We start from the raw sequence: 21,536 nt of genomic DNA on the forward strand, positions 1-21,536 counted from the left end.
TGGGTCCTGGGGACATACCATCCCTAATCCCGGCCCTGGGGGCGCAGCGAGACCTCTCCACCCAAAAAGCGCTTTATCTCACCGCCGTCCAGTTCCAGCAGCAGGGCACCCTGATCGTCGATGCCCCGAGCCCGCCCGTGCACCTCCTGCTCCCCCATCAGCACCCGCACCGGCTTGCCGTTGAAGTAATCGAGCCGGTTCCACTGCTCGCGGAAAGCGGCGATGCCCTCCCGCTCGAACCGCGCCAGGTAGCGCTGCAAATAACCAACCAGGGCCACCACCAAGGCGTTACGATCCGTAATTTCGCCCAGTTCGGCCAATTCGGCCCAGGGCTGGTCGATACGCGTCTGCTCCTCCTTGGGTAGCAACAGGTTGAGCCCCACGCCGATCACCAGGTGGCAGGGGCCGCCGGCGGTGCCGGACATCTCCACCAGTATGCCCGCCAGCTTGCGCCCGCCCAGGTAAAGGTCGTTGGGCCATTTCAGTTGCACCCCCTCGAAGCCCCGGGCTTGCAGGGCCTCCACCACGGCGATGCCCACCACCAGGCTGAGCCCCATGGCCGCCGCCATGCCCTGCTCCAGCCGCCAGTACAGGCTCAGAATCAACTGGCCGCCAAAGGGCGAAATCCAGGCGCGGCCGCGCCGACCGCGTCCAGCCGTCTGGCATTCGGCCAGGCAAACATCGCCCTTGTCGAGCCGGGGAATGGCTGCCAGCCAGTGCTGGTTGGTAGACCCGATCACCGGGATCACCTCCACCCGGGATGGCGCCAGCTCGCGCCCAAGCCGTTCGGCGTCAAGCAACTGCAAGGGCACGGCCAGGCGATACCCCTTGCCGCTGACGCTGTAGATATCCAGTCCCAGGTTTTTCAGTACCTGCACATGTTTGCTGACCGCCGCCCGGCTGACCGACAGCGCCTCGCCCAGCTGTTCACCGGAATGAAACTGGCCATCCGCCAGCCGTTTCAGCAGGGCTTCGCGCAACGGCGTCAGTTCAGACATGCAAGTACCTCATCCAGACTGGTTTCCCCTTCCCGCCCTATCATCCTCACCTCCGGCTCCAGGCTAACGCCAAACAGCTGGGCCACTCGCTCCCGCACCAGGGCCGCCAGCCGCACTATGTCTTCGGCGGTGGCGCCGCCCTGGTTGACCAGCACCAACGCCTGCTGCCGGTGCACCGCCGCGCCGCCCACACAAGTCCCCTTGAGCCCGGCTCGGTCGATAAGCCAGCCGGCGGCCAGCTTGACCGCCCCCTCGCCTGCCGGATAACAGGGCAAATCGGGCCAGGCCAGGCGCAGGGCTTCGGCCTGGGCCGGCACCACCTGGGGATTTTTGAAAAAGCTACCCGCATTGCCCAGCACCGCCGGATCCGGCAGTTTGGCCCGGCGGGTGGCGCAGACCTGTTCGAAAATCTGCACCGCACTGGCCCCGGCATCCAATTCCGCCAGGGGGCCATAGCCCAGCACAGGCTGCCAGTCCTTGGGCAGACGCAGGGTCAGGCTGAGGATCAGGTGGTGTTGCGCCTCGTGTTTGAATGCGCTGTCCCGGTAGCCAAAACGGCAATCGGTGGCAGACCAGTGGCGGATTTCGCCGCTGCGCCAGTCAAGGCTTTCAACCGACTCGCAAAAGCGGGCCAGCTCCACGCCATAGGCACCGATATTCTGGATGGGAGCCGCCCCGGCCGTGCCCGGGATCAGGGCAAGGTTTTCCAGCCCCGGCATCCCCCGCTCCAGAGTCAGGCAGACCAGTCGATGCCAGTTTTCACCAGCCTCGGCCCGGATCCGCCAGGCATCCCCGTCGTCGCTCAGGGTCACGCCCCGCAGGCGGTTGACCAGCACCCGACCAGCGTAGGGCGCGGTAAACAACAGATTGGAGCCTTCCCCCACCACCAGTTGCGGCCCCTGCCAATGGCGCAGCGCGTCCAGTTGGGCGCGGTCTTGCAACACCACCAGTTCGGTGGCCTCCTGCTCGAGGCCGAACGTGTTATAGGGAAAAAGGGACAAGGGGCTGCTCGACATGATGGATGGTCCTGAATAAATGCGGGCCAAGTGTACCCCAAGAGCCGGGCCGGGTTAAGCCACGCCCTTGTTCCTGGCGCGCACGCCACCACGCCGGCGCGTCCGGCTGGACGGGGTCGCGGCCTTCAGCCCCCGGAATGACTCGGGCTTAACCTGCCCGAGCAGGCCGGGCAGTTGAGCCTGCAAGGCCTCCATGAACTGACCATAGCTGGCCTGACGGCGGCTGATGGCGTCGAGTGCAGCTTCCCAGCGGGCGGTCATGTCCGGGGTGGTGGCCAGTTCGGGCAGGCTGGCCACCAGCCGGCGGCCGGCTTCGGAGGCTCGGATCTGCCGCCCCTCCCGCACCAGGAAGCCGCGGTTGAACAACAGCTCGATAATACCGGCCCGGGTGGCCTCGGTGCCCAGGCCGTCGGTATCGCGCAGTATTTTTTTCAGCGCCTTGTCGGTTACGTAACGGGCGATATGGGTCATGGCCGCCAGCAGGGTCGCGTCGGTAAAGGGGCGGGGCGGCTGAGTCAGCTTGTCGAGCAGTTCGCCCTCCAGGCACTGCAGCCCGTCTCCGGCCCGCAGCACCGGCAGCCGGGTCTGCCATTCATCGTCTTCATCCTCCCCGGCCTTATCCGTCCGTGCAAACAGTGCCTTCCAGCCGGCCACCTGCTGCTGGCGGGCCCGGGCCACAAAACGTCCACCGGCGATATCCACCTCAATCACCTTTTCGTCAAGCTCCTGGTGCGGATAGAACTGGGCGGCATACTGGCGGGCAATCAGCTCATAAATTTGCCGCTCGGTACCGGACAATCGCTCACCCTCCATCTTGCGGGCGGTGGGAATAATGGCGTGATGGGCCTCGACCCGGGCATCGTTCCAGGCCCGGCCGCGAATGCCGGTATCGGCCTGCGCCGCCGCTGTGGCCAGCGCCGGACAGACGACGGTGATAGCCGCCAGCACCGAGGGGACCTGAGCAAAATGCCCGGTGGGCAGATAACGGTTGTCGGAACGGGGATAGGTGATCAGCTTGTGCCGCTCGTACAAGCCCTGGCATACATCCAGCACCTGCTTGGCGCTGAGCCCGAAACGGCGCGCGGCATCGATCTGCAGCGCCGACAGGTTGTAGGGCAACGGCGGCGGAACGCGCTGGCGCTGGCTCTCGGCGGCGAGCACCCGCCCCGGCTGACCGGTAATGCGGCGTACCACATTTTCGGCCAGGGCACGGGACAATACCCGCCCTTCTTCGTCCTGCCAGGGCTGGCAGGCCTCGCTGGGCTGCCATTTGGCGCGAAACTGCTCGTCATTATCGGTTTGCAGCAGCGCCTGCACTTCATAAAAGGGTTTGGGCTGAAAGTCGGCGATATCCCTGTCCCGGCGCACCACCAGGCCCAGTACCGGGGTCTGCACCCGTCCGACCGACAGCACCCCCTGGTAGCCCTGGCTACGCCCGGCAATGGTGCACAGCCGGCTCATGTTGATGCCATAGAGCCAGTCGGCCCGGGAGCGGGCCAGGGCCGACACCGACAATGGCACGAATTCTCTGTTGGGTCTGAGCTCGGCCAGGGATTTTTTTACCGCCGCCGGATTAAGGTCGCTGATCAGGCAACGCTGCACCCGTTCCCGCTTGGCGGCGGGCACCTTGCAATGGCTGATGACCTCGTCCACCAGCAATTGTCCTTCCCGGTCCGGGTCGCCGGCATGGACTATGGTATCCGCTTCTTTCAGCAGCTTTTTCAGTACCGCCAGCTGCTTTTTGGTGTTGGGTTTGGCCACCAGCTTCCAGTCGTCGGGAATGATGGGCAGGTGCTCACGCCGCCATTGCTTGAAGGCCGGGTCGTAGACGTCAGGCTCGGCCTGCTCCAGCAGATGGCCGATACACCAGCTGACCACGTCGCCGTTGGCCAGGCGGATAAAACCCTCGCCCTTTTGCTGGGGCTTGGGCAACACTTCGGCCAGGGCTCGCGCCAGGCTGGGCTTTTCGGCAATGTAGAGGATCATCGGCGGCGCTGTTTACTGTATAAAAACACAGCTTAGCAGGTAGCGACCGGCGGCTTCAATAATCACCGCCGAGCAGGAATTCGTCCAGCGACTCCACAAGCCAGGGCCAGTCCGCCTCCGGCACCGGCGTGGCCGGGTCTTCGTCCCCTTCGCCGTAGTCGTCCCAATAGTGGGCACGCAGGGCCAGAGGAAAATCCCCGTAGTCCTCCGCCAGGGCACGCAGCGGGCCAAACCAGACGATGCGGGTCAGCCCGGCGGTCAGATCGTTGAGGTACTCCACCAGGGTCTCGGGATCCGGGTACTGTTCGGCCAGCAGCTCGAAGCGCGCCCGGGCCGCCAGGGTCTGTTCCTCGTCCAGCTCACCCAGCTCGGCCAGGTGCTGCAGGTAGTCATGCAGCAGGTAGTGGTAGGCCTGCTCTTCCCCGCCCAGCCACTGGCAACGGGTCTCCTTGCGGCTGATCAGCGACAGCGCCACCCCTTCGTCGAGAAAACACAGGGCCCACAATTGATCGTCCATTCCATACTCCGCAACAGCTCAACAGGGCGCCAGTGTAGCCGAAAGCGGCGGTTGCATCACCGGCGAAAAAGCCGCTCCCGACGCCAGTAGAGCAACCCCAGGCTCAAGGCCAGGTAAAAGGCGGGCTCGATCCAGCCGGACTTGACCGACCACCAGAAATGCACCGGCACCAGCAAGGCAACCAGATAAACGCCCTTGTGCAGACGCTGCCAGCGCGCGCCCAGCCGGCGCTGCCAGCCCTGGGTGGAGGTCACGGCCAGCAGCAGCAGCACCAGCCAGGCCAGCATACCCAGGGTGATAAAGGTACGCTTGACGATTTCGGCACCAATCAACCCCCATGCCAGTTGCAGGTCGAGCAGCAGCCACACCAGCAGATGCAGGCTGGCATAGGCAAAACACCACAGTCCCAGGGCCCGCCGCAACCGCACCAAAGCCCCCAGCCGCAGCCAGCGGGCCAGGGGCGAGATGCTCAGCGTCAGCAACAGCAGGCGCAGCGCCCAGATCCCGAGAAAATGCAGCAGTTCGGGGACGGGATCGCCCCCCAGCCGGCCGGCCGGCAACGCCCACAGCAGCCACAACAAGGGAGCAGCGGCCAGTACGTGGAGCAGGATACGCAGGCGGCGCACCCCAGCGGCATCGAGCTTCATCAGTAGAACTTCCTCAGATCCATGCCCTGATAAAGCGAAGCCACCTCCTCACCGTAGCCATTGAACATCAGGGTTGGCTGGCGTTCGCTGCCGAACAGGCCGCCCGCGCCGATAAAACGCTCGCTGGCCTGGCTCCAGCGTGGATGATCGACGGTCGGGTTGACGTTGGCATAAAACCCGTACTCATGGGCCGCCAGCAGATTCCAGGTGGTGGGCGGTTGCTCCTCCGTCAGGCGGATGCGGACAATGGACTTGATGCCCTTGAACCCGTATTTCCAGGGTACCACCAGCCGCACCGGGGCACCGTTCTGATTGGGCAGTGTCTTGCCGTACATCCCCACCGCCAGCAGGGTCAGGGGGTGCATGGCCTCGTCGATGCGCAACCCTTCCACATAGGGAAAATCGATGCCACCGCCCAGATAGGGCGAGGACTGGCCACGCATCACCGCCGGATTGTGGAGGGTTTCGAAGGCCACGTACTTGGCGCGGGAAGTGGGGCCGGCAGCCTTGAGCAACGCCGCCAGCGGCACCCCCAACCAGGGGATCACCATGGACCAGGCCTCCACGCAGCGATGCCGGTAAATACGCTCCTCCAGCCGCTGCGTCTCCATCCAGGACCAGACGTCCAGGGTTTGGGGCCGGTCCACCTCGCCCTCGATGCGAAGGGTCCAGGGCCGGGTTTTCATCTCGCCGGCGTAACGGGCCGGATCGGACTTGGCGGTACCGAATTCGTAAAAATTGTTGTAGCTGGTGGCCACCCCCTCGTCGGTCCGGGGCAGGTCCGGACGATAGGCCTCGGGCCGTTCATAGGTCAGGGGCTGACCGCCGCCGGTGTTGCCCTCCTTGCCCAGCAGGCCACTCAACACACTGGCACCGGCAGGCAGGCTGAGCGCCGCCGCCCCCAGGCCGAGCCCCAGGCCCTGCAACAGCTGGCGGCGCTGGCGATATACCGGCTCGGGCGTGACCTGGTGTTCCTTGAGTGCCGGGGTGTAACGAATATTGACGGGCATGCGGGCTCCTGATGGACAATGAATTTGTATACAAGGAGCGCCACAATCGGCAAAAAATTTCGTCAGTCCGCCTTATCCTTGTAGGCACCGGCTTCGATGCCATGGCGATTGAGCAGTTTGTAGAAATCGGTGCGATTGCGCCCCGCCAGGGCCGCCGCCTGAGTGACATTGCCTTCGGTCATGCGCAGCACCTTGTTCAGGTAGACCCGCTCGAACTCGGCCCTCGCCTCGTTGAAGGTCGGAAAGTGATCGCCGCTGTCCGCCAGTATGCCTTCCACAAGCTGGGGACCGATCACCGGCGCCGGCGCCAGCGCCACCGCCTGCTCCACCAAATTGAGCAGTTGACGCACATTGCCGGGCCAGTTGGCCGACGCCAGCATGGCCAGGGCCTCGGGCGAAAAGCCGGTCACCCGGGTGGGCTGGCGCTGGCGGATCCGCTCCAGAAAATGGCGGGCCAGCAGAGGAATATCTTCCGGCCTTTCCTTCAGCGCCGGCAACGCCAGGTTGACCACGTTCAACCGGTAGAACAGATCTTCCCGGAACTGCCCCGCCTCCATGGCCGCCACCAGATCCCGGTTGCTGGCCGACAAGATGCGCACATCCGTCCCTATGCCGCGGCTGCCGCCGAGCGGCCTGACTTCCTGCCGCTCCAGTGTACTGAGCAGCCGGGCCTGCAAGGCCGGCGACAGCTCGCCAACCTCGTCGAGAAACAGGGTCCCCCCCTGGGCCGCAAGCAGCACGCCCGGATGATCGGCAATGGCCCCGCTGAAGGCGCCCTTCACATGGCCGAACAGTTCCGACTCCAGCAAGGGTTCCGGCATGGCACCGCAGTTGAGGGCGATAAAGGGATAATCCTGGCGTGGACTGGCATCGTGAATAGCCTTGGCCATGAGTTTCTTGCCGGTACCCGACGGGCCCGTGATCAGCACACTGATATCCAGCGGGGCAATGCGCCTGGCCTGCTCCAGCACCGCCGCCATGGCCGGGCTGCGGGTCAGTATGCTGTGCTGCCAGTCGTCCTCGTCCGCCGGCAACGATACCGCCAGCGCCTCGTTGATGGTCTTGCGCAGGGCTTCCTTGTCGATGGGCTTGGTCAGAAAACCAAACACCCCGGAACGGGTAGCGGTCACCGCATCAGTGATGGAGCCATGGGCGGTCATGATCACCACCGGCAGTCCCACCTGGGCCCGCTGGATACGCTCGAACAGGGCCAGGCCGTCCATCCCGTCCATTTTGAGATCGCTCAGCACCAGATCGGGCCTTTCCCGTTCCAGTTGCTCCAGCGCCTCCTGCCCCGAGGTGGCGGTGGTCACCGCAAACCCTTCGCTGCGCAGCCGCAGCCCGAGCAGTTTCAGCAGGCTGGCGTCGTCGTCCACCAGCAGTATCCTGGCTTTGCGTGTCATTGGCCCGACTCTTGGTATCTGCGTTCGTTGATCTGCTCGTCTATGGTGGCCAGCTCATTGAGCTTGCGGGTCAGGGTGTTGACCTGCTGCTGGCGGTCGGCCACCTGCCGGTTGAGGCTGATCAGTTCCCGATTGTAGGACTGATACACCGCAAAAAATTGCTGCAGGCGGGTATTGACCGCCGGCAACTGCTGGCTGAACAGTTGCTGGGCCTGCTGGCGCTGGGCCAGGCTGGCCCTGGGATGGCTCAGCCATAGGGCCAGCCGGAGCTCGTCCCGACCACCGGCCTGCTGCAACTGGCGCAACTGCCGGCCGCGTTCGGCCTCGTCGCTGGCCATAACCTCGGCCGCCAGTTGCAGCCAGTCGAGCAGTTCCCCGTTGTCCGAAGCCGGACTCCAGGCCGGCTCTGGCTGGGATTTGAACGGCAGGGTCAGAGGCAGCGAACAGCCGCTCAGCGTCAGGGCCAGCACCCCGCACAGCCATATTTTAGTCATTCGTTGTTTCCTTATCGGCAGGCCGGGGCAGGCTGAGTTCGAAACAGACCCAGCCCGGCCGTGTAGAATCCAGCGCAAGCCGCCCTCCCATGCTGATGGCCGCCTCGCGCGCTATGCTCAGGCCGATGCCCGAGCCCTTGAGTACCCCCTTGCGCTCCTGGCTGCCCTGTACGAAGGGTTCGAAAATACGTTCCCTGTCCCGCTCGGGAATGGGTTGGCCACTATTGGCCACGGTCACCAGGTAGGTCGATTGACCGGCACAAGCATGAATGCGGATCTCCCCCCCCGCATCACCGTAATTTACCGCATTGGAGATCAGATTATCCAATACCAGCCGCAGCCGGTGGCTGTCGGCCAGGGGCGGCTCGCCCTCGAGCGCCAGCTCGACCCTGATTCCCTTGTTTTCCAGGGTCAGGCGATGGGCCGCCAGGCTTTCTTCCAGCAACGGGGCCAGCTCAACCGGCTGGCGATACACCTGCACCTGCTGGACCCGGTTATAGTCGAGCAACTGTTCAATCAGTCCCTGCAGACGAAAACTGTTGTGCACCAGCAGTTCGCAGATTTCCTCCTGCTCGGCGGTCAGCGGCCCGGTCACCTTTTCGGCCAACAGGTCGGCCCCCTCCCGCAGGCTGGCCAGCGGGGTTTTCAGCTCATGGGAAAGATGACGCAAAAACTGCAGTTTCTGGGCTTCCAGTTCCCTTAGCCGATGATGCAGCCAGGCCAGCCGCTCGCCCAGTTCCACCAGCTCCGCCGGGCCACGGATGGGCCTTTCGTCCGGCTCCACCCCGGCCCCCAGGCTCTGGATGCGCCGCTCCAACTGGCGCACCGGCCGGATGATAAGGTAAGTAAACAGCAACACCAGCAATAGACTGGCGCCGCCGAGGGCGGCACTCAGCAACCACATCTGCCGGCGCACCTGGGTCACCTGTTCGCGCACCTGGCGAACGCGCACATCGATCTGCTCCCTGGCCAGCCGATCGAGTTCCATGTTGGCCTGGTTGAAGGCATCGAAAATCACTACCTGCTCGCGGATTTGCTCGCCGCTGGCCTGGGCCAGATCTACCAGCAGCACCAGTTGGCGGCGCAGGGATTCATCCAGCGCGCCGGCCTCCACCACCTCGAGCAGGGGCTCCATTTCCTGTCGGTAACGCTCCAGCAGGCGCAGGTAGGACAAACGCAGCTCCGGGGTTTCCAGCACCGCATAGCGGCGGATGGTCCGCTCCATGTCCAGCGCCAGATCGTTCATGTCCGATGCCCGCCGGGTGTCGATAACCGCGTTTTCTATGCCTTCCTGGGCCAGCTGGTTGACCTGCTCCAGGCTGCGGCTGTTCTGGATCACCAGCAGGATCAGCGGCAACAGCACCAGGGTGAAGGCCATCAACACCAGCCGGAGCAGGGAACGCGGGGCAAAACCGGCAATCGCTTTTGACATCATCCACATACTTGTTGATCACGGGAGCGACAGGATAACAAAAGCCCCGCCATACCCGCGCAAAAAAAACCGGTCGGAGAACGACCGGTATGTTAACGAAAACAAAATGTGCCTCCCTGCACGGGTCCGATACCCTCTCGATGCCGCTGCTCGGCAGTATCGAATACCCTGATCAAGGCAACTTCCGGGCCGAACCCCATAATGCCATGAGAATCAAGGACCTGGCTTCCTGGCTTTCAACACCACCGCCGCCAATCGTTACAGGGGGGAAACACATTGTCGGACCTTGAGAAAATTAAAAGTATAAACAATGAGTTGCACTGTCTCTTTTGCCATACAGCCGGCGCCCGGGGACTGGTCGGGCACCGCCGGCCGGCGACAAATACGCTATGCTCATAGCAGGCCGGGCGGAGGCTATCAATCATTCAGGCAACACCGATTGGATCACCATCACAAAGGATGCCACACTCGGTTTATCAATGACTTAAGGAGAATGGCCATGGCAACAGTTAACCAAATCATGCGACACAGCCTGCCGTTGCTGAACGTGGACATGTCGATTTCGGAAGCGCTGGACCGGATGCTCGAATCCGGCCTGAGTGGCCTGCCGGTGGTGGACGCCCAGCGCCACATCATCGGGTTCCTGTCGGAGCAGGACTGCATCCCGACCCTGATCAATGCCAACTACCATTGCGACAGCCGCGCCAAGGTGAGCGACCTGATGCGCACCGAGCCGCTGACGGTCGCCCCGGATACCGACGTATTCGAACTGGCCCGCACCATGGGCGGCGCCAAGCCCAAGCTGTACCCCGTGGTGGAAGGTAAAAAGGTAGTGGGCATGGTTACCCGCCACCAGGTGATGAGCTTTCTCAACAACCAGCTCAAGACCTGCCTGGCCACCTACTGAGCCGGCAGCAAGGCAATAACCAAAGGGCGCCGAGGCGCCCTTCTTGTTTACCAACCGCTGGATGGATACCGGCTCAGAGCAGGCCCTCGACCGATTCGCCGAGGCTGGCTGGCCAGACCCCGCACTGCACCTGGCCGATGTGACCGAGCTGCAGCAGCAGCATGGCCAGCCGCGACTGGCCGATGCCGCCGCCGATGGTCTGGGGCAGCTGGCCCGCCAGCAGGGCCTGGTGCCATTCCTGCCCGGCCCTGTCCTCGTGGCCGGTCAGCGCCAGCTGGCGGCGCAGGGCCTCCTGGTCCACCCGGATACCCATGGAGGAGATCTCGAAGGCATCCTCCAGCACCGGGTTCCACACCAGGATATCGCCGTTGAGGCCGGCAAGGCCATCCTTGCCCGGGCTGGACCAGTCGTCGTAGTCCGGGGCGCGCACGTCGTGGATCTCGCCGTGGCTGAGCTTGCCGCCGATGCCCACCAGGAAGACGGCGCCCAGCTCCCGGGCCACGGCCCGCTCGCGACCCTTGGCGTCCAGCCCAGGATAGCGGGCCAGCAGCTCTTCCGCATGCACCACCTGGATGCGCTCGGGCAGGAAGGGCGTGAGGCCGAATTCGGCGGCGGCCGCCTGCTCGGTACGCTTGATGGCGGCATAAATACGGTTGACGGTGGCCACCAGGAAGTCGGCGTGGCGATCCTGCTCGCTCATCACCTGCTCCCAGTCCCACTGATCCACATAGACGGAGTGGATGGGGCTCAGGCGATCCTCATCCGGGCGCAGCGCCTTCATATGGGTGTAGATACCTTCGCCCGGCTCGAAGCCGAAACGGGCCAGGGTGTGACGTTTCCACTTGGCGAGGGAGTGCACCACCTCGAAGGTGGCTTCGGGAATGGCCTTGACCCGGACCTGCACCGCCTTCTCGGAGCCGGACAGGTTGTCCTGCATACCGTCGCCGAGGCGGCTGAGAATGGGCGCCTGCACCTCCAGCAGATTGAGCTGCTGGGCCAGTTGACCGGAGAAATACTCCTTCACAAAACGAATCTGGCGTTGGCGTTCAATATAGGCTTGTTTCATCTCATCCACCTGGGCTTGCGTTTGGGTTTTGCAGGATAATCAGGGAACCGGAAGCCGAATTCAACAATAGATGGAAAAAACTCTGGCTTTACTTTACATTCGTCAAAAAAGCTTGGCATTTTTGCAGGATAATCATAATTCAATGGAAAAAGGCGACTTTCATTACCGGATCGATAATCTGGACAAATCCATACTGATGGCCCTGATGGACAACGCCCGGGTGCCCTATGCGGAGCTGGCCAAGCGTTTCGAGGTGAGCCCCGGCACCATTCACGTGCGGGTCGAGAAAATGAAACAGGCGGGCATCATCGAAGGCACCCGAGTGCAGGTAAATCCAAAGAAGCTGGGCTATGACGTTTGCTGCTTTATCGGCATCATCCTGAAAAGCGCCCGGGACTATCCCCAGGCGCTGGCCAAGCTGGAACAGCTGGAAGAGGTGGTGGAAGCCTACTACACCACCGGCCACTACAACATCTTTATCAAGGTGATGACCCGCTCCATCGACGAGCTGCAGCACGTGCTGATCAGCCGGCTGCAGCCCATCGACGAGATCCAGTCCACCGAGACCCTGATTTCATTGCAGCAGCCGATCGACCGGGACGTCACCCCCTGAGAGCCTGTTGGAAAGGAGGCGGCAGGCCTCACCCCTGCAGCTTGTTCAGGGCTTCCTGCATCAGCCTGAGGCGCTGCTGCTTGAGCTTGCCGTCGGCGGCGATCTTGTCCAGGGTGGCGGCCTTGAGTTCCGCGTCCTCGATGGCCTGGGCCTTGCTTTCCGCCATCAACTTGTGCAGCAGCATCTGCTGCTCCATGGCTGCCAGGCGCGCCTGGTGGCTGGCGATAAACTGAGCCTTGAGTTCGGGGCTGTCCAGCTTTTCCAGGCGCTCGGACAGTCGCTGCTCGAACCGGGCCGGATCCATCATCCGCTCCATCTGGTGCCGGCCCTGATACTTGCCATGGCGGCCTTCCTTCATGCCCCGCGAGCCGCAGTCTGCCTTCATCTGTCCCTGGTGCCAGCCAGGCTGACCTTGCGGCGTCGTTTCGGCGGCGCCGGCCAGGGCCGGGGCGGCGAGCAGGGTAGCGGCGAGCAACAGGGTGCTGTGTGTGGTTTTCATGGTCGTTCTCCTCTTGGGTATCGTGATGCCGTGTTCAAGTAAAACAGCCCGCTGTCAGCAAACTGTGTCGCGATCCGGCTTTTTTGTAGCAAAATGTGACCTTGTTGCCCGCTGACAAACTTTGACATTCTTTCGTCCCGGGGCGGGCTTATACTGGGCCGGTCAAGGCAGGAGGAGTGAGCATGAACAAGGGCAGGCAGTTGCTGGTGGTGGACGATCACGGCGAAATCCGCGATCTGCTCAAGCGCTTTCTGGAGCAGCACGGCTACCAGGTGCACGGGGTACGGGACGGGCGGGAAATGCGCCAGTATCTCGGCCGCCAGAGCGCCGACCTTGTCATCCTCGACCTGATGCTGCCCGGCGACGACGGTCTGACTCTGTGCCGGGAGCTGCGCGGCCAGGGCAACAATGTGCCCATCATTATGCTCACCGCCATGGGCGAGGATACCGACCGCATCGTCGGCCTGGAAATGGGCGCCGACGACTACCTGCCCAAGCCGTTCAACCCGCGCGAGTTGCTGGCCCGTATCAAGGCGGTGCTGCGCCGCCACCCGGAGTCGGGCCAGGCCGGGCCGGCCGACGAACCCAAGAAAATCCGCTTCAACGACTGGCTGCTGGACCTGGCCCGGCGGGAGCTGGTCGACGCCCAGGGGGTAACCATCAGCCTGAGCACCGCCGAATTCGACCTGCTGCGAGTCTTTATCCAGCACCCCAACCGGGTGCTGAGCCGGGATCAGTTGCTGGACATGGCGCGGGGCCGGGAGGCCCAGGCCTTCGACCGGGCCATCGACACCCTGGTCAGCCGGCTGCGGCGCAAACTGGAAGCGGATTCCCGCAACCCGGCCCTGATCAAAACCATCTGGGGCGGCGGCTACATGCTGGTGGCCGAGGTCAGCCATGGGGAGTAAGCGGTTGCGCTACTGGCTGGGCAGCCTGACCGGCCAGGTGATACTGGTGGCCCTGTTCGCCCTGGTGCTGGTGCAGCTGTTCAGCGTACAAATCTACCGCCTGGAACGGGAGGAAACCCTGGGCCTGGTCAACAGCCGCTTTACCCTGCAGCGACTGATTGCGGTCACCCGTCTGCTCAACGAGTCGCCGCCCGAGCTGCATGACGAAATCCTGCGCGCCAGCCGCAGCGAAACCCTGCTGCTCACCCTGGATCGGGAACGCCCCCGGGTGGACGGACGGCGCGGCAACTTCGAGCGCATCGTGCGCGGCAAGCTGGACTATCCCCCACACCTGGCCATCCACATCAGCGCCGAAACCGAACACGGCCGTCCGCCACCGCACCTGCAGCGCGACCCCAGGCCTTTGCGCCGCCCCCCCCTGCCCGACATCCGCCTCTATGGCGCCATCGAGCTGGCCGACGGTCGCTGGCTCAACTTCACTTCCCTGCTGGATCGGGAAACGCCGGGCTGGTCCGGCAAGGCGGTGCTGTCGCTGGTGCTGCTCGCCGCCCTGCTCACCGGTCTGATGATCTGGCTGTTGCAACGCACCACCCGGCCGCTGAAGGAGCTGGCCCGCCAGGCCGAGCGGCTCGGCCGGGGCGACAAGGCCGAGCCCGTCGCCGAGACCGGCCCCCGGGAGATCCGGGAAACCCTGTCCGCCTTCAACCGCATGCAGGACCGGCTGGATCGCTTCGTGTCCGACCGCACCCGTATGCTGGCGGCCATTTCCCACGATCTGCGCACCCCCATCACTACCCTGCGCCTGCGCAGCGAGTTCCTGCCCGAGGGGGAAGACAAGCAAAAGCTGCAGGACGGCCTGCGCCAGATGGAGCAGATGCTCAATGCCACCCTGCAGTTCGCCCGGGAGGACGGCCTGGCCGAGCCGGTGCGGGATCTGGATCTGCCGAGCCTGCTGGAAAGCCTGTGCGACGACCTGCAGGACAACGGCCACCGTATCAGTCTGGAGGAACAGCAGGCCGTCATCTACCGGGGCCGGCCCACCGCCCTGCGCCGGGCGCTGCAGAACCTGCTGGAAAACGGGGTCAAGTACGGCGGCCAGGTGGAAGTGCGGCTGCTGGCCGAGAAGGAGGCGGTGCGCATTCTCATCCGCGACTTCGGCCCCGGCATCCCCGAAGAACAACTGGAAGAGGTGTTCAAGCCCTTCATCCGGCTGGACAGCGCCCGCAACCTGGAAGACGGCAGCGTCGGCCTGGGCCTGGCCATAGCGCGCACCCTGATCCACCAGCACGGCGGCGAGCTGAGCCTGGCCAACCACCCCAGGGGCGGCCTGCTGGTGACGGTCACCCTGCCCCGCTGACGGCTTTACAGGGGATGACAAAGTTCCTAGAGTGAGGCTTCAACCGAGCACAAGGAAAGGACCTCATGAAAGACGAAACCATGGCCATCCACCACGGCTACAGCACGGACCCCACCACCAAGGCAGTGGCCACTCCCATCTACCAGACCGTGGCCTACGAGTTCGACAGCGCCCAGCACGGCGCCGACCTGTTCAACCTGGAGGTGCCGGGCAACATCTATACCCGCATCATGAACCCCACCAACGACGTGCTGGAGCAACGGGTGGCGGCCCTGGAAGGCGGCATCGCCGGCCTGGTGGTGTCGGCAGGCAGCGCCGCCATTCACTACGCCCTGCTCACCCTGGCTAAAAACGGCGACAACATCGTCACCACCCCCCAGCTCTACGGCGGCACCTACACCCTGTTCGCCCATATGCTGCCGAGCCTCGGCATCGAGGTGCGCTTCGCCGAGGATGCCAGCCCCGCCGCCATCGCCAAACTCATCGATGACAACACCAAGGCGGTATACTGCGAGAGCATCGGCAACCCGGCGGGCAACGTGGCCGACATTAAAGGCCTGGCCGACGTGGCCCATGCCGAGGGCGTACCTCTGGTGGTGGACAACACCGTGGCCACTCCGGTGCTGTGCAAGCCCATCGAGTTTGGCGCCGACATAGTGGTGCACTCGCTCACCAAGTACATCGGCGGCCACGGCAACTCCCTGGGCGGCATTATCGTCGACAGCGGCAAGTTCCCCTGGGCCGAACACAAGGAACGCTTTCCCCAGTTCAGCAACCCCGAGGCCGCCTACCACGGTGTGATCTACAACGAGGCCTTTGGTCCCGCCGCCTTTATTGCCCGGGCCCGCACCGTGCCCCTGCGCAACACCGGCAGCGCCCTGGCACCACTCAACGCCTTTCTGCTGCTGCAGGGGCTGGAGACCCTGTCCCTGCGCATGGAGCGCCATGTGGACAACACCTTCAAGGTGGCCGAATACCTCAAGGCCCACCCGGCGGTAGACTGGGTCAACTACGCCGGCCTGGAAGATCACCCGGATTACCAGCGCGCCCAGCAGTTTATGAAGGGCAAGCCCTCCGCAATACTGTCATTTGGCCTGAAGGGCGGTTACGACGCCGGTGTGCGCTTCTACGATGCGCTCCGGCTTATCAAGCGGCTGGTGAACATCGGCGACGCCAAGTCCCTGGCCTGCCATCCGGCCTCCACCACCCACCGCCAGATGACCGCCGCCGAACAGGCCCAGGCCGGGGTCAAACCGGAAATGATCCGGCTGTCCATCGGCATAGAGCATATCGACGACATCATCGCAGATCTCGCCCAGGCCCTCGAGGACTGATCCGGCGGAGGCGCTCCGGCGCCTCCTTTTATGCCATCAACCCCAGCGCCAGCTTGCCGGCCAGCAGCCACATCAGGGTGCCGATGGTGGCGTCCATCACCTTTTGCACCACAGGCCGGCCGAGCCAGGTGCTCATCCGCGCCGCCGCCAGCGCCAGGGTGAAGAACCAGATCAGCGAGGCGCTGATGCAGCCCAGGGCAAAGGCCCACTTGTGCTCCTCGGCGAAGCCCCCGCCCACCGAGCCCAGTATCATCACCGTCTCGATATAGACCTGGGGATTGAGCAGGGTCACCGCCAGCACCCCGATAATCACCGCCTTCAGTCCCCGTTCCCGGCCATCCAGCGCCAGCGCCTGCCCGTGGCGGAACACCCGGCGCCAGCAATGGGCACCGTAGAGCAGCAAAAAGGTCATGCCCGCCAGGCTGATGCCCCAGTACAGCAAGCCGTGGGCCTGCAGGGCGGCACCGCCGCCGAACACGCCCAGGGTTATCAGCAGCACGTCGAACAGGCCGCAGATGGCCGCCACCAGCAGGTGGTGCTGGCGCCGTATGCCCTGATTGAGCACGAAGGCGTTCTGCGCGCCGATGGGAATAATAAGCCCCGCCCCCAGGGTGAAGCCTTGTATCCAGGGTAACCAGTACATGATCTCGCTCCGTTTCGCTTTCTCGACTGGCGGCCAGACTAGAGCGCCCCTAGAATTAAGTAAAACTAATAAAAATTGAGGTTAATAAGAAATTTTAATGAACGAACTGGACTATAAGCTGCTGGCCGCCCTCGACCAGGTGGTGAGCGAACAAAGCTTCGAGGGTGCCGCGCGCCAGCTGCACCTGACCCAGTCGGCGGTGTCCCAGCGCATCAAGCAGCTGGAGCAGCGCCTGGCCCAGCCCCTGCTGGTGCGCGGCCAGCCGCCCCGCCCTACCGAAGCGGGCCAGCGGCTGCTGGCCCACTACCGTCAGGTCAGCCAACTGGAAAGCGCCGTGATGGCGGATCTGCTGCCGGACGCGCCGCAAAAACCCCTGGGCGTGACCATCGCCACCAACGCCGACAGCCTGGCCACCTGGCTGATCCCGGCGCTCACCCCGCTGCTGCACAGCCACCCCATCGAGCTCAACCTGCTGATCGAGGACGAGTCCCGCACCCTGGACCGGCTCAGGAACGGCGAGGCCTTCGGCGCCATCAGCATCAACGCCGAGCCCCTGCCCGGCTGCCGCTGCGATCCCCTGGGCCAGATGGACTACCTGCTGGTGGCCACCCCCGGCTTCCGGGCGCGCTACTTTGCCGACGGCCTGACCCAGGACACCCTGCGCCGGGCGCCGGCGGTGGCCTTCGACCAGAGGGACGACATGCACGAGCGCTACATAACGCGCCACTTCGGCCTGCCCCCCGGCAGTTACCCCTGCCACGCGGTGCGCTCTTCCGAGGCCTTCGTGGCCATCGCCCGGGCCGGTGCCGCCTACTGCCTGATCCCCCGGCTGATGATCAGCGAGGATCTGGCGGCAGGCCGGTTGATCGAATTGCATCCCCAAGGCCACCTGATCCAGCCCCTGTACTGGCACCGCTGGCTGCTGGAACGGGGAGTGCACAAGCTGCTGTCGCGCCGGCTGATCGAGCATGCCCGCACCGTACTGCCGACTATTGACTCTGGAGGTGACTCCAGGGTCTAAACTCCGGGTAGAGTCCAATACCATCAGTTGGGTGCGAGCAAGCCTGACTGCCGCCACACTAACACGCAGCAAAAAGTGTCGCCCTGTATGCTCGGCGATGGCGTCCATGCCATCGACGGTTGGTTTAGGCAGCAGCCAGCCCCTCCGGCAACGAATGGTATGACGACAACTGCGCCACCATCAGGAGATCACCATGGGACACTGCTGTCACCACCATCATTCCAAGGAACATGCCGCCGGACATCGCCACCATGCGGGCTGCGCCCCCCGTAGCGAACCGGCCCCCTGCGGCGCGGTCCCGACCGCCGCCGAGACGGCACAAGGGCCGGACGGACCGCCATCCGACGAGGAGGACGACAGGCGGGGCAGTCGCCACCACTGGCGCATCGCCGGCATGGACTGCCCCAGCTGCGCCGCCAAGATTGAAACCGCGGTGCGCCGCCTGCCCGGGGTACAGAGCGCCGAGGTGCGCTTTGCCACCGAGCGCCTGCTGGTGCGGCTCGCTCCGCCGGGCAACCCCGCCGAGGTGGAGCAGGCCATCATCGCCGCCGGCTTTACCCCCCTGACGGCGCCCCGCGCCCCCCTCCCGGCCCCGACGCCCTGGTGGCGCAGCCAGCTGGACATCCTGACCCTGCTGGCGCTGATGCTGGCCGCGGCCCTGTCCGGCCTGTTGTCTCCCCCCCTGGGCCAGGCGCTCTTTACCCTGGCCACCCTCTGGGGGCTGGTGCCCATCGCCCGCCAGGCCTGGCGCCTGGCCCGCAGCGGCTCCCCCTTCTCCATCGAGACCCTGATGACGGTGGCCGCCACCGGCGCCCTCTTCCTCGGCGAGACCGCCGAAGCGGCCATGGTGCTGCTGCTGTTTATGGTGGGAGAAAAGCTGGAAAGCCTGGCCGCCAGCCGGGCCCGCAAGGGCGTCAAGGCGCTGATGGCCCTGGTGCCGGAACAGGCCCGGCGGCTCACCGCCGATGGCCCGGTGGAAGTGGGTGCCGCCGAACTGGTGCCGGGGGATCGCATCGAGGTGCACCCGGGCGGGCGGCTGCCGGCGGACGGCGAGCTGCTGACCCCGCTCGCCGCCTTCGACGAGAGCGCCGTCACCGGCGAGTCGCTGCCGGTGGAGCGCAAGGAGGGCGAACGGCTGGCCGCCGGCAGCCTGGTGGTGGACGTGCCGGTGCAATTGCGGGTGACCTCCGAACCGGGCGACAACACCGTGGATCGCATCCTGCACCTGATGGAGCAGGCCGACGCCAACCGGGCGCCCATCGCCCGCTTTATCGAGCGTTTCAGCCGCTGGTATACCCCGGCCATGATGCTGGCCGCCCTGCTGGTGATACTGCTGCCGCCCCTGGCGTTTGGCGCCGACTGGCAGACCTGGATCTACCGGGGCCTGGCGCTGCTGCTGATCGGCTGCCCCTGCGCCCTGGTGATCAGCACACCGGCGGCGGTCACCTCGGCCCTGGCCGCCGCCACCCGGCTGGGGGTGCTGATCAAGGGCGGCGCCGCCCTGGAGCAACTCGGCCGGATTGATACCCTGGCTTTCGACAAGACCGGCACCCTGACCCAGGGCAGGCCGGCCCTGAGCGAACTGAAGGCCTATCCGCCCGCGGAACACCGCCAGGCCCTGGCCCTGGCCGCCGGCCTGGAGGCGGGCTCCCACCATCCTCTGGCCAGGGCCTTGGTGGCCGCCGCCGAAGAGCGGGGACTGGCGCCCGCCAGCGTCGACGACAAACGCACCCTGGCCGGGGCCGGCATGGAAGGCCGCTGGCAAGGCCAGGCGATGCTGCTGTGCAGCCCCGCCCACCTGCCGGACGCCTGGCTTACCCAGGAACAGCACCGGGATCTGGCGCGGCTGCGAGCCGGCGGCCATACCCTGGTGGTACTGGCGCTGGGACAAAGCGTGCTGGCCCTGTTCGCCCTGAACGACCGGCTGCGGGACGATGCCGAAGACGGCATCGCCACCCTCAAGGCCCTGAATATCGACTGCCTGATGCTGACCGGGGATCACGACCAGGCGGCGGCGCGCATCGCCGGCCAGCTCGGTATCGGCTACCGGGCCGGGCTCAGGCCCGAGGACAAGCTGGCGGAAGTGGAGCGGCTCGGCCGGACCCACAGCCTCGCCATGGTGGGAGACGGCATCAACGACGCGCCGGCCCTGCGCCGGGCCAGCGTGGGCATCGCCATGGGCCAGGGCACCGACGTGGCGCTGGACAACGCCGACGTCGCCCTCAGCCACAACCGGCTGACCGGGCTGGCGGACGCCATCCGCCTGTCCCGCGCCACCCACGCCAACATCCGCCAGAACGTCACCCTGGCGCTGGGGCTCAAGGCCATCTTCCTGGTCACCAGCCTGACCGGTCTCACCGGACTCTGGCTGGCGGTGCTGGCCGATACCGGCGCCACCGCCCTGGTCACCCTCAACGCCCTGCGGCTGCTGAGGTTCCGGGGCGGCTGAGCCCAGCTCCGGGCTCAGTCCTCGGGCTCAAGCAGCTCTATCCAGTGCTTCACCGGCACCTCAGCCCGACTGGCCAGGTGCAGCTGGCAGCCAACGTTGGCGGTGACGATCTGCTCCGGGTTTCCTTCGGTCAGCACCGCCAGTTTGTTGGTCAGCAACCGCTGGCTGAGTTCGGGTTGCAACACCGAGTAGGTGCCCGCCGAACCACAGCACAGGTGGCCGTCCCTGACCGGCGTCAGTTCCACACCGGCGTTTAGCAGTATCGTTTCGACCCGCCCGCCCAGCTTGAGTGCATGCTGCAGGGTGCAGGGGCAATGCACCGCCGTCTTGCGGCCCCGGCCGGCCAGATCCAGCAGGGACAGATCTTCCCCCTCCAGCACCTCGCTCAGATCCCGTGCCAGTTCGCTCACCCGCTTCGCCTTGTGGGCATAGGCGGGGTCTTCCCTGAGCTTGTCGCCGTATTCCCGCACCATGGCGCCGCAACCGGAGGCGCTGATCACTATGGCCTCGGCCCCGGCCTCGATATGGGGCCACCAGGCATCGATATTGCGCCGCATAAACCCCAGCCCTTCCTCATGGGCGGACAGGTGGTAGCTGACCGCGCCGCAACAGCCGGCCTCGGGCGCGGCGAACAGGCTGATGCCGAGCCGGTCCAGCACCCGCGCCGCGGCCACATTGGTATTGGGGGTGGCGCTGGCCTGGGCGCAACCGGCCAGCACCAGCATGGTGCGCCGGTGGCGCCGCGCCGGCCAGGACCGGACGGACCGGGAAGGCGGCACCTTGGTCGCCAGGGACGCCGGCAACAATGGCCGGGCGAACCGGCCCAGGGCCAACAGCGCGCCGAACCGGGACGGATAAGGCAGCACCTTGCGCAGCAGCCAGCGCAGCAGCCGTTGCCCGGCGGGTCTTGCCAGCTGCTCTTCCACCATGCCGCGACCAATCTCGGCCAGGCGGCCGTATTGCACCCCGGAGGGACAGGTGGTTTCGCAGCTGCGACAGCTCAGGCAACGGTCCAGGTGGGTGCGGGACTTGTCGCTGACCTCCCCGCTTTCCAGCAGTTGCTTGATCAGGTAAATGCGCCCGCGCGGGCCGTCCCGCTCATCCCCCAGTTCCTGATAGGTGGGGCAGGTGGCGGTACAGAAGCCGCAGTGTACGCAGCTGCGCAGAATCGACTCGGCTTCCTGGATCTCGGGGTGGTTTTGATATTTCACATGAATGTGGGTTCGCATGATGTCG

20 protein-coding genes are annotated in these 21,536 nt (G+C 65.1%); 7 read left to right on the forward strand and 13 right to left on the reverse strand.

Annotation, left to right across the window (positions count from 1 at the left end; all coding sequences use genetic code 11):
- Nucleotides 1-23 precede the first annotated feature (23 nt).
- The 9 genes from birA to C7I36_RS10250 all read right to left on the reverse strand — a co-directional run bounded on the left by birA (nucleotide 24) and on the right by C7I36_RS10250 (nucleotide 9,506).
- Entirely contained in the window at nucleotides 24-998 is a 975-nt protein-coding gene (gene birA, locus C7I36_RS10210) for a bifunctional biotin--[acetyl-CoA-carboxylase] ligase/biotin operon repressor BirA (protein ID WP_106453617.1), read from the reverse strand.
- Nucleotides 986-2,014, reverse strand: coding sequence for a UDP-N-acetylmuramate dehydrogenase (murB, locus tag C7I36_RS10215; protein ID WP_106453618.1), 1,029 nt, complete (start codon nucleotides 2,012-2,014; stop codon nucleotides 986-988). Before murB ends, birA begins: the two co-directional genes overlap by 13 nt.
- Nucleotides 2,015-2,068: 54 nt before the next feature.
- A complete protein-coding gene (locus C7I36_RS10220; protein WP_106453619.1) occupies nucleotides 2,069-4,000 on the reverse strand; it encodes a DNA topoisomerase III in 1,932 nt (643 codons plus the stop codon).
- A 55-nt stretch (nucleotides 4,001-4,055) separates the two neighbouring features.
- On the reverse strand, nucleotides 4,056-4,517 hold the full coding sequence (locus tag C7I36_RS10225) for a hypothetical protein (RefSeq protein WP_106453620.1): 462 nt from the start codon (nucleotides 4,515-4,517) through the stop codon (nucleotides 4,056-4,058).
- A 56-nt stretch (nucleotides 4,518-4,573) separates the two neighbouring features.
- Entirely contained in the window at nucleotides 4,574-5,164 is a 591-nt protein-coding gene (locus C7I36_RS10230) for a protein-methionine-sulfoxide reductase heme-binding subunit MsrQ (protein ID WP_106453621.1), read from the reverse strand.
- Nucleotides 5,164-6,174 carry a protein-methionine-sulfoxide reductase catalytic subunit MsrP gene (gene msrP / locus C7I36_RS10235; protein WP_106453622.1) on the reverse strand — a complete coding sequence of 337 codons (1,011 nt, stop codon included), beginning with the start codon at nucleotides 6,172-6,174 and terminating at the stop codon, nucleotides 5,164-5,166. The genes C7I36_RS10230 and msrP overlap by 1 nt, the downstream gene beginning before the upstream one ends.
- A 62-nt stretch (nucleotides 6,175-6,236) precedes the next feature.
- Nucleotides 6,237-7,577 (reverse strand): sigma 54-interacting transcriptional regulator, encoded by a 1,341-nt coding sequence (locus C7I36_RS10240; protein ID WP_106453623.1) that lies wholly within the window; start codon nucleotides 7,575-7,577, stop codon nucleotides 6,237-6,239.
- Nucleotides 7,574-8,071 (reverse strand): hypothetical protein, encoded by a 498-nt coding sequence (locus tag C7I36_RS10245; protein WP_106453624.1) that lies wholly within the window; start codon nucleotides 8,069-8,071, stop codon nucleotides 7,574-7,576. The genes C7I36_RS10240 and C7I36_RS10245 overlap by 4 nt, the downstream gene beginning before the upstream one ends.
- Complete coding sequence (locus C7I36_RS10250; RefSeq protein WP_425445045.1) at nucleotides 8,064-9,506, reverse strand: sensor histidine kinase; 1,443 nt, start codon at nucleotides 9,504-9,506, stop codon at nucleotides 8,064-8,066. The genes C7I36_RS10245 and C7I36_RS10250 overlap by 8 nt, the downstream gene beginning before the upstream one ends.
- A 496-nt stretch (nucleotides 9,507-10,002) precedes the next feature.
- Here C7I36_RS10250 and C7I36_RS10255 point away from each other — a divergent pair, with 496 nt between their 5' ends.
- A complete protein-coding gene (locus C7I36_RS10255; protein ID WP_106453625.1) occupies nucleotides 10,003-10,410 on the forward strand; it encodes a CBS domain-containing protein in 408 nt (135 codons plus the stop codon).
- Nucleotides 10,411-10,483: 73 nt separating this feature from the next.
- On the opposite strand, the gene asnA is transcribed toward C7I36_RS10255, so the two are convergent.
- Nucleotides 10,484-11,476: an aspartate--ammonia ligase gene (gene asnA, locus C7I36_RS10260; RefSeq protein WP_106453626.1), complete on the reverse strand. Its 993-nt coding sequence runs from the start codon at nucleotides 11,474-11,476 to the stop codon at nucleotides 10,484-10,486.
- Between the two features lie 142 nt (nucleotides 11,477-11,618).
- On the opposite strand from asnA, the gene asnC reads away from it, so the two are divergent.
- Nucleotides 11,619-12,089 carry a transcriptional regulator AsnC gene (asnC, locus tag C7I36_RS10265; protein ID WP_106453627.1) on the forward strand — a complete coding sequence of 157 codons (471 nt, stop codon included), beginning with the start codon at nucleotides 11,619-11,621 and terminating at the stop codon, nucleotides 12,087-12,089.
- A gap of 28 nt (nucleotides 12,090-12,117) precedes the next feature.
- Here asnC and C7I36_RS10270 read toward each other — a convergent pair whose 3' ends face one another.
- Entirely contained in the window at nucleotides 12,118-12,588 is a 471-nt protein-coding gene (locus tag C7I36_RS10270; protein ID WP_106453628.1) for a hypothetical protein, read from the reverse strand.
- A 182-nt stretch (nucleotides 12,589-12,770) separates the two neighbouring features.
- Between C7I36_RS10270 and C7I36_RS10275 the strand changes: the two genes are divergently transcribed.
- The 3 genes from C7I36_RS10275 to C7I36_RS10285 all read left to right on the forward strand — a co-directional run bounded on the left by C7I36_RS10275 (nucleotide 12,771) and on the right by C7I36_RS10285 (nucleotide 16,187).
- A complete protein-coding gene (locus C7I36_RS10275) occupies nucleotides 12,771-13,496 on the forward strand; it encodes a response regulator (RefSeq protein ID WP_106453629.1) in 726 nt (241 codons plus the stop codon).
- A complete protein-coding gene (locus tag C7I36_RS10280; protein ID WP_106453630.1) occupies nucleotides 13,486-14,853 on the forward strand; it encodes an ATP-binding protein in 1,368 nt (455 codons plus the stop codon). Before C7I36_RS10275 ends, C7I36_RS10280 begins: the two co-directional genes overlap by 11 nt.
- Before the next feature lie 65 nt (nucleotides 14,854-14,918).
- Nucleotides 14,919-16,187: an O-acetylhomoserine aminocarboxypropyltransferase/cysteine synthase family protein gene (locus tag C7I36_RS10285; RefSeq protein WP_106453631.1), complete on the forward strand. Its 1,269-nt coding sequence runs from the start codon at nucleotides 14,919-14,921 to the stop codon at nucleotides 16,185-16,187.
- A 28-nt stretch (nucleotides 16,188-16,215) separates the two neighbouring features.
- Here C7I36_RS10285 and C7I36_RS10290 read toward each other — a convergent pair whose 3' ends face one another.
- Nucleotides 16,216-16,830, reverse strand: coding sequence for a LysE/ArgO family amino acid transporter (locus C7I36_RS10290; protein ID WP_219899637.1), 615 nt, complete (start codon nucleotides 16,828-16,830; stop codon nucleotides 16,216-16,218).
- 97 nt (nucleotides 16,831-16,927) lie between these two features.
- Here C7I36_RS10290 and C7I36_RS10295 point away from each other — a divergent pair, with 97 nt between their 5' ends.
- Both C7I36_RS10295 and C7I36_RS10300 read left to right on the forward strand, forming a co-directional pair.
- The gene (locus C7I36_RS10295) at nucleotides 16,928-17,851 is read left to right on the forward strand and encodes a LysR family transcriptional regulator ArgP (protein WP_106453633.1); all 924 of its coding nucleotides are present in this window, start codon (nucleotides 16,928-16,930) and stop codon (nucleotides 17,849-17,851) included.
- Nucleotides 17,852-18,044: 193 nt separating this feature from the next.
- On the forward strand, nucleotides 18,045-20,300 hold the full coding sequence (locus C7I36_RS10300; protein WP_106453634.1) for a zinc/cadmium/mercury/lead-transporting ATPase: 2,256 nt from the start codon (nucleotides 18,045-18,047) through the stop codon (nucleotides 20,298-20,300).
- A 14-nt stretch (nucleotides 20,301-20,314) separates the two neighbouring features.
- Here the strand turns inward: C7I36_RS10300 and glcF are convergent, their stop codons facing one another.
- A complete protein-coding gene (gene glcF, locus C7I36_RS10305; RefSeq protein ID WP_106453635.1) occupies nucleotides 20,315-21,529 on the reverse strand; it encodes a glycolate oxidase subunit GlcF in 1,215 nt (404 codons plus the stop codon).
- Between the last annotated feature and the right edge of the window lie 7 nt (nucleotides 21,530-21,536).

Source organism: Zobellella taiwanensis, assembly GCF_003012795.1.
Classification (GTDB): Bacteria; Pseudomonadota; Gammaproteobacteria; order Enterobacterales; family Aeromonadaceae; genus Oceanimonas; species Oceanimonas taiwanensis.

What these genes read in the sequence shown, in the direction of transcription:
- birA (WP_106453617.1), bottom strand. Translation starts at nt 998, where the DNA reads ATGTCTGAACTGACGCCGTTGCGCGAAGCCCTGCTGAAACGGCTGGCG.
- murB (WP_106453618.1), bottom strand. Translation starts at nt 2,014, where the DNA reads ATGTCGAGCAGCCCCTTGTCCCTTTTTCCCTATAACACGTTCGGCCTC.
- C7I36_RS10220 (WP_106453619.1), bottom strand. Translation starts at nt 4,000, where the DNA reads ATGATCCTCTACATTGCCGAAAAGCCCAGCCTGGCGCGAGCCCTGGCC.
- C7I36_RS10225 (WP_106453620.1), bottom strand. Translation starts at nt 4,517, where the DNA reads ATGGACGATCAATTGTGGGCCCTGTGTTTTCTCGACGAAGGGGTGGCG.
- C7I36_RS10230 (WP_106453621.1), bottom strand. Translation starts at nt 5,164, where the DNA reads ATGAAGCTCGATGCCGCTGGGGTGCGCCGCCTGCGTATCCTGCTCCAC.
- msrP (WP_106453622.1), bottom strand. Translation starts at nt 6,174, where the DNA reads ATGCCCGTCAATATTCGTTACACCCCGGCACTCAAGGAACACCAGGTC.
- C7I36_RS10240 (WP_106453623.1), bottom strand. Translation starts at nt 7,577, where the DNA reads ATGACACGCAAAGCCAGGATACTGCTGGTGGACGACGACGCCAGCCTG.
- C7I36_RS10245 (WP_106453624.1), bottom strand. Translation starts at nt 8,071, where the DNA reads ATGACTAAAATATGGCTGTGCGGGGTGCTGGCCCTGACGCTGAGCGGC.
- C7I36_RS10250 (WP_425445045.1), bottom strand. Translation starts at nt 9,506, where the DNA reads ATGATGTCAAAAGCGATTGCCGGTTTTGCCCCGCGTTCCCTGCTCCGG.
- C7I36_RS10255 (WP_106453625.1), top strand. Translation starts at nt 10,003, where the DNA reads ATGGCAACAGTTAACCAAATCATGCGACACAGCCTGCCGTTGCTGAAC.
- asnA (WP_106453626.1), bottom strand. Translation starts at nt 11,476, where the DNA reads ATGAAACAAGCCTATATTGAACGCCAACGCCAGATTCGTTTTGTGAAG.
- asnC (WP_106453627.1), top strand. Translation starts at nt 11,619, where the DNA reads ATGGAAAAAGGCGACTTTCATTACCGGATCGATAATCTGGACAAATCC.
- C7I36_RS10270 (WP_106453628.1), bottom strand. Translation starts at nt 12,588, where the DNA reads ATGAAAACCACACACAGCACCCTGTTGCTCGCCGCTACCCTGCTCGCC.
- C7I36_RS10275 (WP_106453629.1), top strand. Translation starts at nt 12,771, where the DNA reads ATGAACAAGGGCAGGCAGTTGCTGGTGGTGGACGATCACGGCGAAATC.
- C7I36_RS10280 (WP_106453630.1), top strand. Translation starts at nt 13,486, where the DNA reads ATGGGGAGTAAGCGGTTGCGCTACTGGCTGGGCAGCCTGACCGGCCAG.
- C7I36_RS10285 (WP_106453631.1), top strand. Translation starts at nt 14,919, where the DNA reads ATGAAAGACGAAACCATGGCCATCCACCACGGCTACAGCACGGACCCC.
- C7I36_RS10290 (WP_219899637.1), bottom strand. Translation starts at nt 16,830, where the DNA reads ATGTACTGGTTACCCTGGATACAAGGCTTCACCCTGGGGGCGGGGCTT.
- C7I36_RS10295 (WP_106453633.1), top strand. Translation starts at nt 16,928, where the DNA reads ATGAACGAACTGGACTATAAGCTGCTGGCCGCCCTCGACCAGGTGGTG.
- C7I36_RS10300 (WP_106453634.1), top strand. Translation starts at nt 18,045, where the DNA reads ATGGGACACTGCTGTCACCACCATCATTCCAAGGAACATGCCGCCGGA.
- glcF (WP_106453635.1), bottom strand. Translation starts at nt 21,529, where the DNA reads ATGCGAACCCACATTCATGTGAAATATCAAAACCACCCCGAGATCCAG.